The organism is Chryseobacterium sp. Marseille-Q3244 (assembly GCF_940807095.1).
Lineage (GTDB): Bacteria > Bacteroidota > Bacteroidia > Flavobacteriales > Weeksellaceae > Chryseobacterium.
Genome location: NZ_CALNWX010000007.1, coordinates 282,309 through 297,399 on the forward strand (window position 1 = coordinate 282,309; position 15,091 = coordinate 297,399).

General features: G+C 34.9%; 14 protein-coding genes. 6 read left to right on the forward strand and 8 right to left on the reverse strand.

The genetic code is table 11. The annotated features are described in order from the left end of the window. Window positions 1–8 precede the first annotated feature (8 nt). Window positions 9–194 carry a hypothetical protein gene (locus NBX25_RS14850; RefSeq protein ID WP_123855805.1) on the forward strand — a complete coding sequence of 62 codons (186 nt, stop codon included), beginning with the start codon at window positions 9–11 and terminating at the stop codon, window positions 192–194. Window positions 195–317: 123 nt separating this feature from the next. Here NBX25_RS14850 and leuB read toward each other — a convergent pair whose 3' ends face one another. From leuB to NBX25_RS14870, 4 genes are read right to left on the reverse strand one after another with little or no spacing between them, the layout of a single operon-like run. Then, window positions 318–1,442 (reverse strand): 3-isopropylmalate dehydrogenase, encoded by a 1,125-nt coding sequence (gene leuB / locus NBX25_RS14855; RefSeq protein ID WP_123911543.1) that lies wholly within the window; start codon window positions 1,440–1,442, stop codon window positions 318–320. Next, window positions 1,423–2,031: a 3-isopropylmalate dehydratase small subunit gene (gene leuD, locus NBX25_RS14860; RefSeq protein WP_123911544.1), complete on the reverse strand. Its 609-nt coding sequence runs from the start codon at window positions 2,029–2,031 to the stop codon at window positions 1,423–1,425. Before leuD ends, leuB begins: the two co-directional genes overlap by 20 nt. 8 nt (window positions 2,032–2,039) lie before the next feature. After that, a complete protein-coding gene (leuC, locus tag NBX25_RS14865) occupies window positions 2,040–3,428 on the reverse strand; it encodes a 3-isopropylmalate dehydratase large subunit (RefSeq protein ID WP_250254200.1) in 1,389 nt (462 codons plus the stop codon). A gap of 29 nt (window positions 3,429–3,457) precedes the next feature. Continuing rightward, window positions 3,458–4,621: a 2-isopropylmalate synthase gene (locus tag NBX25_RS14870; protein ID WP_250254201.1), complete on the reverse strand. Its 1,164-nt coding sequence runs from the start codon at window positions 4,619–4,621 to the stop codon at window positions 3,458–3,460. A gap of 149 nt (window positions 4,622–4,770) precedes the next feature. Between NBX25_RS14870 and NBX25_RS14875 the strand changes: the two genes are divergently transcribed. Beyond that, window positions 4,771–6,315 (forward strand): hypothetical protein, encoded by a 1,545-nt coding sequence (locus tag NBX25_RS14875; RefSeq protein ID WP_250254202.1) that lies wholly within the window; start codon window positions 4,771–4,773, stop codon window positions 6,313–6,315. A gap of 67 nt (window positions 6,316–6,382) precedes the next feature. Here NBX25_RS14875 and NBX25_RS14880 read toward each other — a convergent pair whose 3' ends face one another. From NBX25_RS14880 to NBX25_RS14890, 3 genes are all read right to left on the reverse strand, one after another. Further along, complete coding sequence (locus NBX25_RS14880) at window positions 6,383–7,168, reverse strand: T9SS type A sorting domain-containing protein (protein WP_250254203.1); 786 nt, start codon at window positions 7,166–7,168, stop codon at window positions 6,383–6,385. Window positions 7,169–7,380: 212 nt separating this feature from the next. Then, window positions 7,381–8,355 carry a dipeptidase gene (locus NBX25_RS14885; protein ID WP_250254204.1) on the reverse strand — a complete coding sequence of 325 codons (975 nt, stop codon included), beginning with the start codon at window positions 8,353–8,355 and terminating at the stop codon, window positions 7,381–7,383. Window positions 8,356–8,377: 22 nt separating this feature from the next. After that, window positions 8,378–9,565: a DUF4932 domain-containing protein gene (locus NBX25_RS14890; RefSeq protein WP_250254205.1), complete on the reverse strand. Its 1,188-nt coding sequence runs from the start codon at window positions 9,563–9,565 to the stop codon at window positions 8,378–8,380. A 92-nt stretch (window positions 9,566–9,657) separates the two neighbouring features. Here NBX25_RS14890 and thrS point away from each other — a divergent pair, with 92 nt between their 5' ends. Both thrS and infC read left to right on the forward strand, forming a co-directional pair. Next, window positions 9,658–11,577 carry a threonine--tRNA ligase gene (thrS, locus tag NBX25_RS14895; protein WP_123911551.1) on the forward strand — a complete coding sequence of 640 codons (1,920 nt, stop codon included), beginning with the start codon at window positions 9,658–9,660 and terminating at the stop codon, window positions 11,575–11,577. Window positions 11,578–11,728: 151 nt separating this feature from the next. Then, entirely contained in the window at window positions 11,729–12,229 is a 501-nt protein-coding gene (gene infC / locus NBX25_RS14900; protein ID WP_027372223.1) for a translation initiation factor IF-3, read from the forward strand. A 158-nt stretch (window positions 12,230–12,387) separates the two neighbouring features. On the opposite strand, the gene NBX25_RS14905 is transcribed toward infC, so the two are convergent. Next, window positions 12,388–12,948: a hypothetical protein gene (locus NBX25_RS14905; protein WP_250254206.1), complete on the reverse strand. Its 561-nt coding sequence runs from the start codon at window positions 12,946–12,948 to the stop codon at window positions 12,388–12,390. Window positions 12,949–13,097: 149 nt separating this feature from the next. Between NBX25_RS14905 and NBX25_RS14910 the strand changes: the two genes are divergently transcribed. Both NBX25_RS14910 and NBX25_RS14915 read left to right on the forward strand, forming a co-directional pair. Continuing rightward, a complete protein-coding gene (locus NBX25_RS14910; protein WP_123911553.1) occupies window positions 13,098–14,171 on the forward strand; it encodes a resolvase in 1,074 nt (357 codons plus the stop codon). Window positions 14,172–14,276: 105 nt separating this feature from the next. Next, complete coding sequence (locus NBX25_RS14915; RefSeq protein ID WP_250254207.1) at window positions 14,277–14,843, forward strand: hypothetical protein; 567 nt, start codon at window positions 14,277–14,279, stop codon at window positions 14,841–14,843. Window positions 14,844–15,091: the final 248 nt, after the last annotated feature.

Consider the following 15,091-nt stretch of genomic DNA (forward strand, 5'->3'; position numbering starts at 1 on the left):
TTCAGACAATGGACTCAAAAGGAAATAACAAGAAAAAGGAATCTGCCAACACTGCAGAAACTCAAAAGCAAAATCAGGATTTCCAGAATATTCCTGCTTCGTCGAAAAAGGTTAATCCCCCAGACATTGATAAAGAAGACATTCAAAAGGCTTCCAAAAATAAATCGGGAAAAACGGATAATACAAAAGAGTAAAATGAATCATTGAAATTCATTTTTCCTATTGATTTAAAATATTTCAGAAAATAAAATCGAAAGGATCTGTCTCTTATGAGGCAGATCCTTTCTTCTAACTATCTATCTAAGTGAACTATAAATCTATACAATGGTGGATTTTCCAATTTTCACATTCTCGAAATTATAATATGATTTCTCGGAATATTTAATATGGTCTGCAATAAAGCTTCCTACTTCGCTCGTAGAATAATATTGCTTTGTATTAAGGTCTATTGTAACATATTTGTTTTCAATAGCATGTTCTACAGACTGTCTCAGCTTGTTGGCTGCAGGCTGCAATCCAAGATGATCCAGCATCATTGCCACGCTTAAAATAGAAGCGATAGGATTAGCGATTCCTTTTCCTTTTGCCTGAGGATAGGAACCATGAATTGGTTCAAACAAAGCATTCTTCTCTCCTACTGATGCTGAAGGAAGTAATCCGATAGACCCTCCAATCACACTCGCTTCATCAGAAATAATATCCCCGAACATATTTTCCGTCAAAATGACATCAAACTGTTTAGGATTAAGGATCAACTGCATGGCTGCATTATCTACAAACATATAGTCTAACTGTACATCGGGATATCCAGAAGCGATTTCCTGACAAATCTTTCTCCATAATCTGGAAGTATCCAGCACATTTGCTTTATCAATTAATGTCAGCTTTTTATTTCTTTTCTGCGCTTCCTGAAATGCCATGTGAGCAATTGGAAGAATATCTTCTTTGCTGTATTTACATACATCATAAGCATACACACCTTCCGGATCTGTAAATTTCTCACCAAAATAAATTCCGCTTACCAATTCTCTGAAAATCTGAATATCAGCTCCCTCAATGATTTCTCTTTTAAGCGGACTTTTCTCAATCAGGGAAGCATACGTTTTTAAAGGACGGATATTGGCAAATAAGCCTAATTCTTTACGAAGTTTCAAAAGCCCTTGTTCAGGTCTTACTTTCGCGTCAGGATTATTGTCAAACGCAGGATCTCCAATCGCTCCGAAAAGTACAGCATCTGATTCCTTACAAATCTTTAGCGTTTCTTCAGGTAACGGATTTCCTGTTTTAAAAATGGCTTCCGCACCAATCAGCCCATAATCGAATTGGAATTTGTACTGAAAAGCTTCCGCAATCACGTCTAAAATCTTGATGCTTTCGCTGATAATTTCCGGTCCGATTCCATCTCCTGGAAGGACTGCGATTTTAAAATAATTGTTGTTCATTTTTTTTCTGTGTTTTTAGTTCAAATTCTTTGATCGCCTGTTTCTTGCTGATTAAAAAATCAATATCGTCATAGCCGTTCAAAAGGCATATTTTTTTATAAGAATCCAACTCAAAAGTTTCGGTAGTATCTTTGAAACTGATAGATTGTAATTCTACATCAATCGCAATTTCATTGTCCGGATTTTCATTAATTCCTTCTAATATTTCCTTTAAAAATTCTTCAGAAACTTTTACCGGAAGAAGACCGTTATTTAAAGCATTCCCTTTAAAAATATCGGCAAAATAACTGGAAACAATTACTTTGAACCCATAATCAGTCAATGCCCATGCCGCATGCTCACGGCTGCTTCCACATCCAAAATTATTTCCTGCCACTAAAATTTCGCCAGTGAATTTGGGATTGTTCAGAACAAAATCAGGATTAGGTTCATGAGTATGAATATTAAACCTCCAGTCTCTGAACAGGTTCTCTCCAAACCCCTTTCTGTCAATACTTTTTAAGAATCTTGCAGGAATAATCTGATCCGTATCTATATTTTCTGCCGGCAATGGAACGGCACTAGATTTTATAATAACTAATTTTTGCATGTACTGTTTTAATTTAAACTTTCAAAAGCTGATATTCTGCCTTCTATGGCTGCTTTAGCTGCTGTAAGCGGACTTGCGAGGATTGTTCTTGAGCCTTGTCCCTGTCTTCCTTCAAAATTTCTGTTTGAAGTAGAAACACAATATTCTCCCTCCGGAATTTTATCATCGTTCATTGCCAGACAAGCAGAACAACCGGGCTGACGGATCTGGAATCCTGCTTCGTTAAAGATCTTATCCAGTCCTTCTTCATAGATTTGTTTTACAACCTGCTGAGAACCGGGAACAATTAAAGCTTTGACTGCTTCAGATTTACTTTTTCCTTTAATATATTGGGCAGCAGAACGGAAATCTTCAATTCTAGCATTCGTACAACTTCCTATAAATACGTAATTGATTTTTATGCTGGATGGAGTTTGTCCCGCTTCCAGTCCCATATATTGTAAAGCTTTCGCTTCAGATTCATTTTGAGGGGCAGGAATGGTTTCGTGAATAGAAATTCCCATTCCAGGATTGGTTCCGTAAGTAATCATTGGATAAATATCTGCTGCATCAAAAGTAAGTTCCTTATCAAAAACTGCATCTTCATCCGTCTTCAAGGTATTCCAATAGGCAACCTTTTCACTCCACTCTTCTCCTTTTGGTGCAAATTCTCTACCTTTTACGTATTCAAAAGTGGTTTCATCCGGAGCAATCATTCCTCCTCTTGCTCCCATCTCAATACTCATATTGCAAACGGTCATTCTCCCTTCCATTGACATTTCTTCAAAAACATTTCCGGCATACTCACAGAAATAGCCTGTTCCGCCATCTGTTCCTATTTTTGAAATGATGTAAAGGATAACATCTTTAGACTGAACATTTTCATTGAGCTTCCCATTAACGGTAATTCTCATTGATTTAGGTTTATTAAGCAGCAGACACTGACTGGCAAAAACCTGGGCAACCTGGCTGGTTCCGATTCCAAAGGCAATGGCTCCAAAAGCGCCATGGGTAGAAGTATGGCTGTCACCACAGACAATACTCATTCCCGGTTGCGTAATCCCAAGTTCGGGAGCAATAATATGTACAATTCCCTGATATTGATGTCCCAATCCGAACAGTTCAATATCATTTTTCTGACAATTTTCAGTCAATTGCTGAACCTGATTCCTTGATAATTCATCACGGATGGGTTCTTCCTGGTGAAGGGTTGGAACATTATGATCCGCTGTAGCTACAATCTGTTCAGGTCTGAAAATGTCCAGATTTCTGGATTCAAGTTCTGAAAAAGCCTGTGGACTGGTTACTTCATGGATCAGGTGTTTATCAATATAGATGATCTGTGGTCCATCAGGAACGGTATCTACAACATGAGCGTCCCAAACTTTATCAAAAAGTGTCTTTTTATTGTTATTCATTTTTACTTTATCTTGAATTAAATCAAACCCTATCCTATTTTTCTGCTGCATGTTTCCATGATCAATGCCAGGTCTTCATTGCCTATCTCCTTCTTAAGGTCTGCTATTTTTAGGAATTCCTGGTACAGATAATCCAATTCATCTTTGGTGACATCATGACCAATGTGTTTAAAACGGTAAGCTAATGCTGACCGCCCGCTTCTGGCGGTAAGAATGATGGAAGAAGCATTTACCCCTACTTCAGCAGGATCAATGATTTCATACGTTTCTCTATTTTTGATGACACCATCCTGATGAATTCCTGAACTGTGAGCAAAGGCATTAGCCCCTACAATCGCCTTATTCGGCTGTACAGACATTCCCATCAGGTCAGAAACCATAGTACTCATCTCATTCAGCATTATAGAATTGACATTGGTATGCAGATTTAAATGTTTATGTTGCTTCAGAATCATGACGACTTCTTCTAATGCCGTATTACCAGCTCTTTCACCCAATCCGTTGATGGTACATTCAATCTGACGGGCTCCATTGATCGCTCCGGAAATAGAATTGGCTGTTGCTAACCCTAAATCATTGTGACAATGGCATGATAGAACTGCTTTTTCAATCCCCTTTACATTTTCTCTCAGATATTTAATTTTCTGTCCGTATTCTTCTGGCAAACAATACCCTGTAGTATCAGGGATGTTGAGTACAGTAGCACCTGCTTTAATGACAGCCTCACAAACTTGTGCCAGATAAGCATTATCTGTTCTTCCTGCATCTTCTGCATAAAATTCTACATCTTCTACATATCTTTTAGCATATCTTACTGCTTCTGCAGCACGTTCTATAATATTTTCTCTTGTTGAGTTGAACTTATATTTGATATGTGAATCAGAAGTTCCGATCCCTGTATGTATTCTAGGTTTTTTCGCATATATCAAAGCTTCGGCAGCCGTATCAATGTCTTTTTTGTTGGCTCTTGTCAATCCGCAAACTTTTGCATTTCTTACGAGTTTTGAAATTTCAGAAACCGATTCAAAATCTCCTGGGCTGGAAATCGGGAATCCTGCTTCAATGATATCAACTCCCAGTTCATCAAGCTTTTCAGCAATAATCAGTTTCTGTTTTGTATTCAATTTACATCCAGGAACCTGCTCTCCATCGCGCAACGTGGTATCAAAAATTTCAATTTTTTCAGAGTTCATAAATAAAAGTTTTTTACTTAATTTTGGCTCAAAACTACAGCTTGCTATATTTTTTCATTTTCATTTTTCCAGAAAATTACAATATTCAACTGTTGAAGAATTAAGCGTATATCATTGATATTTAATTATTTAAATTTTAAAAATTTACAATGGCAGAATTGCAGAAAGATTTCTTGTTCGTACTGGTAAAGTCATTGACCACTTCCGAAAAACGACAGTTTAAACTGTATGTTAACCGTCTCGGAATTAATGTAGATGCCAAATTTTTACTCCTTTTTTCCGAAATGGATAAAATGAAGGAATATGATGAAAGCATCATTATTGAAAAAAAAATATCTACCAAGCAGCAGCTTTCTAATCTTAAAGCCCACCTTTACAAACAAATTCTAATAAGCTTACGGATGAACCCGAGTCATCAGAATTACAGAATCCAGCTTCGGGAACAATTGGATTTTGCTAATATTTTATACCAAAAAGGGCTTTACAAACAAGCTTTAAAAATACTGGACAAAACAAAGCAGTCTGCTCTGGAATTAGATGAAAAGAGCATTGCTTCCGAGGTAATAGACCTGGAAAAAGTAATTGAATCTCAATTTATTACCCGAAGTATTGAAGGACGTGCCGAAGAGCTGATTAGACAATCCCAGGAATTAAGTAAACAAAACCGATATACCACAAAACTATCCAATCTTTCATTGAAGTTATACAGTGAAATGCTAACTCACGGGTATGTAAAAAATGATGCAGACCGTGAAGAAGTTTTGGAAGTTTTCAATGCTCAAATTAAAAACATAAGATTTGATAAGCTGAATTTTACTGAAAAACTATGGTATTTTAAGGCCCATGTCTGGAAAAACCAGTTGCTTCAGGATTATAAATACACCCTGAAATATGCCTATCAATGGGTAGACCTATTTCATAAAAATCCGGAAATGATTTTCAGTCATCCGGTTTGGTATATTAAAGGAAATACATATTTGTTGAAAATCCTGTTCCTGTATGGAAATATTGATATTCTGGAAGAGAATTTTAAGGAATTTAATATAAGAGTGAATGCTGAAAATTTTTCTCAGAATGAGAACCTTCAGTCGCTTATTTTCCTTACCCATTACAATACATTGATGAATATTCACTTTGTAAAAGGTGAATTTTTCACAGGAACAAAACTTATCCCGGAAATTGAGTTGAAAATGGAAAAGCTTCGGGAACGAATTGATGAACACCACTTTATGATTCTTTATCTTAAAATGGCCGCCATGTTTTTTGGAAGTAAGATGTACAAAAAAGCCATTGAATACTCTATGCGGGTAATAGAATCTAAGGGAAATGTACAGGAAGATCTACTCTTTCATACAAGGATACTGATTTTAATGTCCAAATATGAATCCGGAAATGATGAAGACTATGATGAATTCATTACTTCTACCCTGAAGTTTGCTAAAAAGATGAAAAAGCCGGAAGAATTTCACTTTGAAAGCATTCAGTTTTTTAAAAATGTAAATAATCAGCTTCCGGATCAGAGACAGAAGGCTTTTGAAATGTTTGACAAAAAGCTTGAAGAATTCTCTGAAAATGAATATTACAGAAGGTCTTTATTTTATATTGACATTCATGGTTGGATCCAATCTAAGGTTCAAAATGTGGATGTCATTGAGATTATCAAAAGAAAAGTAAGGTACAAAAGAAAAAGCTAATATAGATTAATGTGCAAATTAGTTATAAAAATCTTCGGCAGGCTCTTTGAGCCTGCCGAAGATCATATTAGTTTTTGATGAATTTAGAGCTTGCTTCACCAATTTTATAAAAGTAACTACCTTTTGGAAGGCTTTCTACATTCACAGAAACCTGATGATCCATAGAACCAAAAGACTTATTTATTACCTGTTTTCCTGTCATGTCATAGATCGTAACAGTGCTACTTCCGTTAGAAGGATTGATGATATTCAGAACTTTATTTGCCGGTATCGGAAATGCAGAAAGCTGTTTCCCTTTAGATTGGATCTCATTTACTGAAAGGGTTGTGCTTGGCAGTGTATATACTTCACGAAATAAATTATCATTATTATCAACATTTGTAATAATTATTTTATTTGTATTTGAAGCATTATTGTGGAATACATTAAAATCACCCGTCCATGAAGTGTTTGGATTAGTGGTAAAATCTTTAATAATAGTTCCATCTTCATTTACAATATAAAGTTTTCTCGATGGTTGCGGAGTTGTTAGAGTTTTAGCACTTACTACAAACTCTAATTTATCATCATTATTGAAAATATGTTTTGTAACCTGAAAATTGGTGTCAGAACTTGGGTAGAATTCAAATATATATCCACTCGGTATAGGTACATTTACTGTTTTTACTAATACGTATGATGAATTATAGATATTGATTGTATTCCCATTTCCTTTAGCCACAAAAATAATATCATTACCATTTGGAAAAACATCTACATTTTCACTAATTGGAAATGTATGTTCTAAAGTGATTTGTTGAGCGAACATAAAGCTGCAGGCCGTGATAGCTGCAGATAACATAATTTTTTTCATGCTATAATTTGTCTTTCAAGATCTTCACACCCACTGAGAAGATGGTTATTGTTTTTATAAAAAATAAAAGAGTGAGGGTTTCTAACTTATTTTCTTCTTAAAATTATTTATTGAAGAAAGTTCCGCTAAAACACTTTTGTTAAATCGGGTGCAAAACTACAATAAATATCAGATATTAGTACATACCCAAACCTGATATTTGAACCCGTTGCTTACTTATAAATACCTTCAATAAAGTTTAAGGCGTTCTTATGGCTGATCTTTTCTACAAGTTCAGCAGAGAATCTTTTTTCAATTTCTTTATTGATAGCTGGATAAACGGATGCATTGGAATGCTCTTCAAAGAAAAACGGATGACGTGAGGTGTCCTGATGATCTTTCCAATAAAAATAGTCTGCTCCATAGGCAATGCTGTCTTCTCCTCCCAGATCAAGCCCGTATTGAATATGCTCATAAAGCATTTCAGGGTTTTCAAGATCTACATAATCTTTGATAAAGTTTAATCCAATAAGTCCTTTTCTGTTAATAACCTCTTTTGCTAATTCATCCGGAAGATTTCTTTTATTATGATATATCGTTCTGTAATTGGAATGGCTCGCCAGAATAGGAATTGAATAATTTTTCTGATCGATATAAGTAAAAATATCGTAAGCCAGTTGATCACTTGTGTGAGCCAGATCTATAGCAATTCTTCGGTCTGCAATATAATCAATTAACACTTTGCCATCTTCCTTTAACCCCACAGTCGCATTATTTCCACCTCCAAAACGATTTTCTAAATGATGGGTAATTCCGATATAAAGCACTTTTTGAGTATTTTCAATGATGGTTTCAAGATTTTTAAATCCGGATTCCAAGCTTTGGTTTTCATCACAAAAAGCAGAGCCATTTTCAATGGAAGCTATGACACCTACCCGATTTTCATTCTCGGGATTCATGTAATTTTCATTTTCAAACAGGAAAAAGTTTTCATTTTTAATGAGATCCGAAAATATTTGGCTTTGCTGCAGCCCGTAAGTTGTACTTCCCTCACCGGTTCCTGCATAAATAGCCATCACCTGAAGTTTTACATTCCCTTCCTGTAGATAAGGCAACGAGCATCCTATTTCTTTATCGTCAATTGTTGAATCAGACCTTAGTAAATAGTACAGCAGGTCACAGTGTAGATCAATGTTTATTGTATTCATAGTAGCAGGCAATTTATCGTTTTTATTTCTTGTTTTGATCTAATGCATTATTGATAAATTCAATATTTGTATTTTCAAAAACCTCTAACAATTGAGGAACAAAATCCCCGAATTTCTCGTATTTTTTCCTGTTGGAATTATATTCTTTTACTTTTTGCTCTAATAAGGGAAGGAAGATAAAATTGTTTTTCAAATGGTAGTCTTCAAGTTTTTTAGCTCTTTCAAAATCTTTCTGGATTTTTGCAGTCTGAATTTCACCAAGTCTGACTAAATGTTCAGCAACACAGGTTTGGTAATCTCCATACCCTCCGGTTTTAATCATAACCTCCTTTAAATTTGATTTTTCAAATAAATCCTTGAATTTTTCAAGTTTATCTTTATGGGGATAAACTTCTTTATTAACAAAGGAATGCCCAAATTCATGAACACTTAGAAACCTTGCCTGGAATTGGTTATCATATCCGAACTGTCCTTGTTTTTCAACTCTTACAAACGGACTTGCAATTTCATAAATATCTGTTTTACCGGATTTTGAAATCACATTTGTTCCGATACCTCTTCCTTCATGATCTTCTATAGGCCACATCATCATCGGAGAAATCAGAATAGTATATGAATCAAAACTTTCACCATAAAATTGCTCCATAGCATTGGTAAACCCCTCAGGAATATGTTTATTGTACTCATTTTCTCCTCCTTTATAGAAAGCTTTGTTTTCAATAAAAAACTGTCCAATATGTTCTTTTGTATAAAATTTCGAAAGCTCGGAAAGATAATTTTTAATTAATTGAGTCGCTTCTTTGTTCTGTTCCTCCGTTAAGTTATTGTTATGAAACTGATAATCATTGATCCATTCTGTGGCTGGAAATTCTTTGTGGTACATTAACGGTTTCATCAAAACATCATTTCCAGAACCGTATTTTTCTATTAGAATATCATTAATTTTTGCTGTTGCAATTGCAATATCTGAATCTTTCAAATATTTATATCTTTTCAACGCACTGTCTACAATCGGCTGATAAACAGAACATTCTTTTATCTTATAAAGTTCAAAATCTTTATTATTTTTTCGGTGTTCTGCTGAAAGAATTTCTGCAAGAAAATAGGTTTCAACATTTTTATTGTAATTAACAGAAAATTTAGATGTTTTTTTCTGTGAAAAACTAAATGTGGAACTCAGTGAAACTAAAATAAACAGTGCCTTTTTCATAGTTAATATTAATTATCATTCTAAATAGGTACGAATATAGTATTTTATGTAAAAAATGCGTATTTTTGCATCTTAAAATTTTTTAGTAAACAATGATAAAAATTACACTTCCAGACAATAGTGTCAAAGAATTCGAGGGAGCAGTTACTCCCCTAGATGTGGCAAAATCTATAAGCGAGGGATTGGCTAGAAATACCATTTCCGCAATTGTTAATGACAAACAAGTAGAAATCACCACACCTATAACCACGGATTCTACGGTACAGCTTTTGACCTGGAATGATGATCTTGGAAAGAAAGCTTTCTGGCATTCTTCTGCCCACCTTTTGGCGCAGGCTATCCTTGAATTTTATCCTAATGCTAAGCTGACTATTGGTCCGGCAATTGAAAACGGATTCTACTATGATGTGGATTTCGGGGATGAAAGTTTATCTGAAAAAGATTTTGAAAAGATTGAAAAGAAGGTTCTTGAAAATGCAAAGAAAGGATCAACGTTCTCTTTATATCCGGTTTCTAAAGAAGAAGCTTTAAAGACCTATGCAGACAATCCTTACAAAGTAGAATTGATCTCTAATCTGAATGATGGAGAAATTACTTTTGTAACGCATGATAACTTCACAGATTTATGTCGTGGAGGGCATATTCCAAACACAGGAATCGTAAAAGCTGTTAAGATTTTAAATGCTGCAGGAGCGTATTGGAGAGGAAATGAAAACAACCCTCAGTTAACAAGAGTGTATGGTATTTCTTTCCCTAAACAGAAAGAACTTACTGAATATCTTGAAAGATTAGAGGAAGCTAAAAGAAGAGATCACAGAAAGCTTGGTAAAGAGCTAGGTATTTTCGCGTTCTCTGAAAAAGTAGGTGCCGGTCTTCCATTATGGTTGCCAAAAGGAACTGCTTTAAGAAGAAAATTAGAAAATTTCCTTAGTGATGCTCAGAAAAAAGGAGGGTATGAATTCGTAATGTCTCCACATATTGGAGCTAAAGAATTGTATGTAACTTCCGGACACTGGGATAAATATGGAGCTGACAGCTTCCAGCCGATCAAAACTCCGAATGAAGGAGAAGAATTCTTATTGAAGCCTATGAACTGTCCGCACCACTGTGAAATCTATAAGACATCACAATGGAGCTACAGAGATCTTCCAAAAAGATATGCGGAATTCGGTACTGTATATAGATATGAACAAAGTGGAGAGCTTCACGGATTAACCAGAGTTCGTGGATTTACTCAGGATGATGCTCACTTATTCTGTACTCCGGATCAGCTTTCTGAAGAATTTGAAAAAGTAATTGATTTGACGCTTTATGTTTTCAAATCTCTAGGATTTGAAGATTTTGTAACTCAGGTTTCTTTAAGAGATCCAGATAACAAAGAAAAATATATCGGGTCTGATGAGAACTGGGAAAAAGCAGAGAATGCGATTATCAATGCTGCTCAGAAGAAAGGTTTAAAAACAGTTGTTGAATACGGTGAAGCTGCATTCTATGGCCCTAAGCTTGACTTCATGGTGAAAGATGCATTGGGAAGAAAATGGCAGCTTGGAACTATTCAGGTAGATTATAACTTACCGGAAAGATTTGATCTTCACTATATCGGAAATGATAATGAGAAGCACAGACCGGTAATGATCCACAGAGCGCCTTTTGGATCTATGGAGCGTTTTATCGCAATCTTATTGGAGAATACTGCCGGGGATTTCCCATTATGGTTAAGCCCTGATCAGTTTATCATTCTTCCAATTAGTGAAAAGTATGTAGATTATGCAAAAAAAGTTTCACAATTTTTGGAAAATCACGATATTAGCGGTCAGATTGATGACAGAAACGAGAAAACGGGTAAAAAAATCCGTGATGCTGAATTAAAGAAGATTCCTTTCATGCTTGTAGTAGGAGAAAATGAAGAGAAAGAAGGTACGATTTCTGTAAGAAGACGTGGTGAAGGAGATCTTGGAGTCATGAATCTGGAAGATTTCGCAGCTTACTTCAAAAAAGAAGCAGCAGTTTAAAAAAACAAAATTAAAGTATTGAGAGGTAACAACAACGCTCTCAATACTTTAATCAAATAAATAAGTAGTTAACCAATAAAATTATAATACAATAGCACAAAGATTTAACAACAGGGGCCCACAAAGACGTCCTGTACAGGAGGACTTACACTTGATCAACGATAAAATTCGTGTGAGAGAGCTTCGTTTGGTGGGCGATAACGTAGAGCCGGGAATTTATCCAATTGACAAAGCAAGACAGATTGCTGCGGAACAAGAATTGGATCTAGTAGTAATTTCTGACAAGGCAGAACCTTTTATTGCAAGAGTATTGGAATATAAAAAATTCTTATATGAGCAAAAGAAAAAACAGAAGGAACTTAAAGCTAAGCAAGTAAAAGTGGTTGTAAAAGAGATCCGTTTCGGACCTCAGACTGATGACCATGATTACGAATTCAAGAAGAAGCATGCTGAGAAATTCCTTGAAGAAGGTTCTAAATTGAAGACCTACGTATTTTTTAAAGGACGTTCGATCATCTTTAAGGATCAGGGAGAAATCTTGCTTTTAAAACTGGCTCAGGAACTAGAGCACGTGGGTAAAGTAGATCAGCTTCCTAAGCTTGAAGGAAAGAGAATGATTATGATGATGAGTCCTAAAAAACCAGCAAAATAATTCAATCATTATTTTACATATAAAAACCTCAAATTACTTTGAGGTTTTTTTTTATTCAAATTTACATGGTATCGTTTCATCAGAAAATAGAAAGAGGTATTTAGACATCACTTGTATTCATTTAATATTCCCCTCTTTCTATAGGCTAGTATTAGTTTTTATCCTTCAAAATCGCCACAGTCATGCTCTTTAAAAAGAGGAAGCGCTTTTTTTGTTGTAAAATATTTCGCTACTCGTTTATTATTTAATTCGAGTTTATGACCTTCTACAACCAGCTCATAAACGGGTGCTTTTTCGATCTGAGTTAAAATATAGGTTCTGTCCGGTGTTTTCAAAATAGTTTTGTTTCCTTCGCTGGAGATGGTAAAATTACTCACCTCAAAGGCATCCTTTTCATCACAGACATTGGTCCATACTATTTTATTCCTGGTTACGGATAAGCTTGCTAAATCACAAGAATAACAGTTTCCCGAGAACTCTATACCATATTTTTCATATACATCTTTACTTTTGATATCCAATATATCTATAGGAACCAATGTTGAAAAATCCACCGGCACTTCTACTTGTGAAATCGTATTCTTTGCAGGAGTAAGCTTAGCAACTGTATCTGATTTTATAGCCATAACACCTGTACTATCTGCCTTTTTTTCTGTAGCTGGTGAACAGGAAGCTAGCAAAGCGACTGCTACTGAAAAGCTGGTTATTACGTTTTTCATCTCCTATCAATACTTAGTTTTGTCTTTTGCAAAATTGTCCAAAATATAGCATTCGATAAATCCCTGTTTTCAGCCATTTTTTGCCCATATTCAGAGGTTTTGTTGGCAGCCGGTTTGAATACCGATACATTTGTCAAAAAAATATAAAAATGAAACCTTTATATCAAGTCTTTATCACCTCTACCGTTGTTCTGATGGGATGTAATCCACAGAATAAGACACCAGAAACCAACAAGGCTGGAACTGAAATCACACAGAAAATCATAACATTTGCTGATTTCAAAAAAATAAAAGGAGTAGATAATATACAGGAAGTACCTTTTCAACTATTTACTAAGTTAGATTCTATACAGTTTTTTGTATCTCCCAATAAAGATGCTGCCCGTCTGAAAATAGTATACAATAAGCTAGATAATTACTACGGATTTGAAGAGTTTGATGACTTCTACTCTATTCACTACAGTATTAATAATAATATTTCGAACAGCATAGAAGCTTTTGTTCTAAAGTCAGAATTCATGGCCTCATTTGATATGACTTTACAAGGTGTGGACCTTTATGAGATCAGAAGCAGCACATGGAAAGGATCTCAGGATTTTAAAAATAAGTCATTCAGTAAGTATGGTACCATTACAGAAGTTTCTGAACAGGAATTTGCAACAGCTTCTAAAAATAGAATTAATGAAGTTTTGGTGAAAAATCCTCAGATTAAATTAAAAGGTGAAGATTGGATATCTACCGGAAATTCAAAAGAAACTGTGATTACACAGCATGAAAATATATCTACAGAAGACGGGTATTTATCCAATGAATATATTGGACAGTCTCCTTCCCTGCATCTGGAAGTTTTCAAAGAAAACTCGGTGGAGACTACAGATATGTATTATTCTTTTTATGATGTAAAATCAACCGCTAATTTTGCCTTATTTACAGGTGGATATCCACAGATTCTTCCTGGTAAAAAATGGATTTCTTCTATCTCTTCAAATAATGATGTCGGGAGTAATTTTGAAATCACGACCTATATGGACCAAAGCCATAATCAAGAAAACCTTTTGTATGTAAACTTTACCAAATTCAAAATTGCTGATGATACAAAAGCTTTCTGGAAAGATGATAAAACCTTTTATGCAGAAGTTTATCCTATCAATTCAGCAGCGGCTAATGGTAAAAAGCAAAAGACTGCTTATATAAAAATTCAGTTGAAGGCAAATCTGCTTTAAAGGGAAGTGCATTTGGACTTAGAATACAATAAAAAACCCCTGAAATCGGCCAGTGTTTATCGAGGTAAAGTCTAATATCTTTGCAGCACTTAATTAAAGAATACCATGAAAAAAATAAGTTTAACATTTCTTTTCTGTTTACTTAGTTTGATAACTTTCGCTCAATCATTAAAAGTAGTTATTAAACAAGACGGAAAAGTAATTGAACCTGTAAATGATGTTTATGATCTAAAAAAATCGCCTTTTATATTGGAGTTTACAGCAAACAATCTGGAAGGTTTCTTAGTAGGAGCTACGACTAATAAGGATGTTTATGCAGAAGCACTGGGGGTATTTAATACTGATGTTCCGTGGTTTCAAAATACAGGTATGGCAGAGGAACTGTATAACAAAGATAAAGAACTGTTTCTGATGGATTCCGCGCCATCCTACTGGTACTATACAAGTGTGAAAGATCACAGATTTGATAAAAACCCTAAAGGTACCTTAAAACAGTGGACCGCTACGCGTACCATTACCAGGTTCTATGACATCATGGTAGACCAGCCTGTCAATTTAAAAGATTTTGATGGAAGAGTTTATCTATTCATGTATGAGCCTGTGTATAACGCTGAATATGATGTAACGGGAAAGAAAAATCTATTTCAGGCTGCGTTGAGATTCAAAGACTAAAAATGACACACCTAATTATTTGATTATATATAGAAAAGGTCTGCTTTTACGATGTAAGCAGGCCTTTTTGTTGGATGAATATGGATCTGATTCAAAAGTCTTGGAAATATTTTAAACCATTAAGAGGTTTAGATTTTATCTTGTTTTTTGATGACACAAAGGTTGATTATTGATGGCTAAGACATGAATTGATTATATCAATTCTGATGAAGCACTGGTTTATGATACGTTACAGGTATTTAACCACA

Coding starts and splice junctions, on each gene's coding strand:
- NBX25_RS14880 (WP_250254203.1), bottom strand. CDS start 7,168: ATGAAAAAAATTATGTTATCTGCAGCTATCACGGCCTGCAGCTTTATG.
- NBX25_RS14905 (WP_250254206.1), bottom strand. CDS start 12,948: ATGAAAAACGTAATAACCAGCTTTTCAGTAGCAGTCGCTTTGCTAGCT.
- NBX25_RS14910 (WP_123911553.1), top strand. CDS start 13,098: ATGAAACCTTTATATCAAGTCTTTATCACCTCTACCGTTGTTCTGATG.
- NBX25_RS14875 (WP_250254202.1), top strand. CDS start 4,771: ATGGCAGAATTGCAGAAAGATTTCTTGTTCGTACTGGTAAAGTCATTG.
- NBX25_RS14915 (WP_250254207.1), top strand. CDS start 14,277: ATGAAAAAAATAAGTTTAACATTTCTTTTCTGTTTACTTAGTTTGATA.
- thrS (WP_123911551.1), top strand. CDS start 9,658: ATGATAAAAATTACACTTCCAGACAATAGTGTCAAAGAATTCGAGGGA.
- leuC (WP_250254200.1), bottom strand. CDS start 3,428: ATGAATAACAATAAAAAGACACTTTTTGATAAAGTTTGGGACGCTCAT.
- NBX25_RS14870 (WP_250254201.1), bottom strand. CDS start 4,621: ATGAACTCTGAAAAAATTGAAATTTTTGATACCACGTTGCGCGATGGA.
- NBX25_RS14850 (WP_123855805.1), top strand. CDS start 9: ATGGACTCAAAAGGAAATAACAAGAAAAAGGAATCTGCCAACACTGCA.
- leuD (WP_123911544.1), bottom strand. CDS start 2,031: ATGCAAAAATTAGTTATTATAAAATCTAGTGCCGTTCCATTGCCGGCA.
- leuB (WP_123911543.1), bottom strand. CDS start 1,442: ATGAACAACAATTATTTTAAAATCGCAGTCCTTCCAGGAGATGGAATC.
- NBX25_RS14885 (WP_250254204.1), bottom strand. CDS start 8,355: ATGAATACAATAAACATTGATCTACACTGTGACCTGCTGTACTATTTA.
- NBX25_RS14890 (WP_250254205.1), bottom strand. CDS start 9,565: ATGAAAAAGGCACTGTTTATTTTAGTTTCACTGAGTTCCACATTTAGT.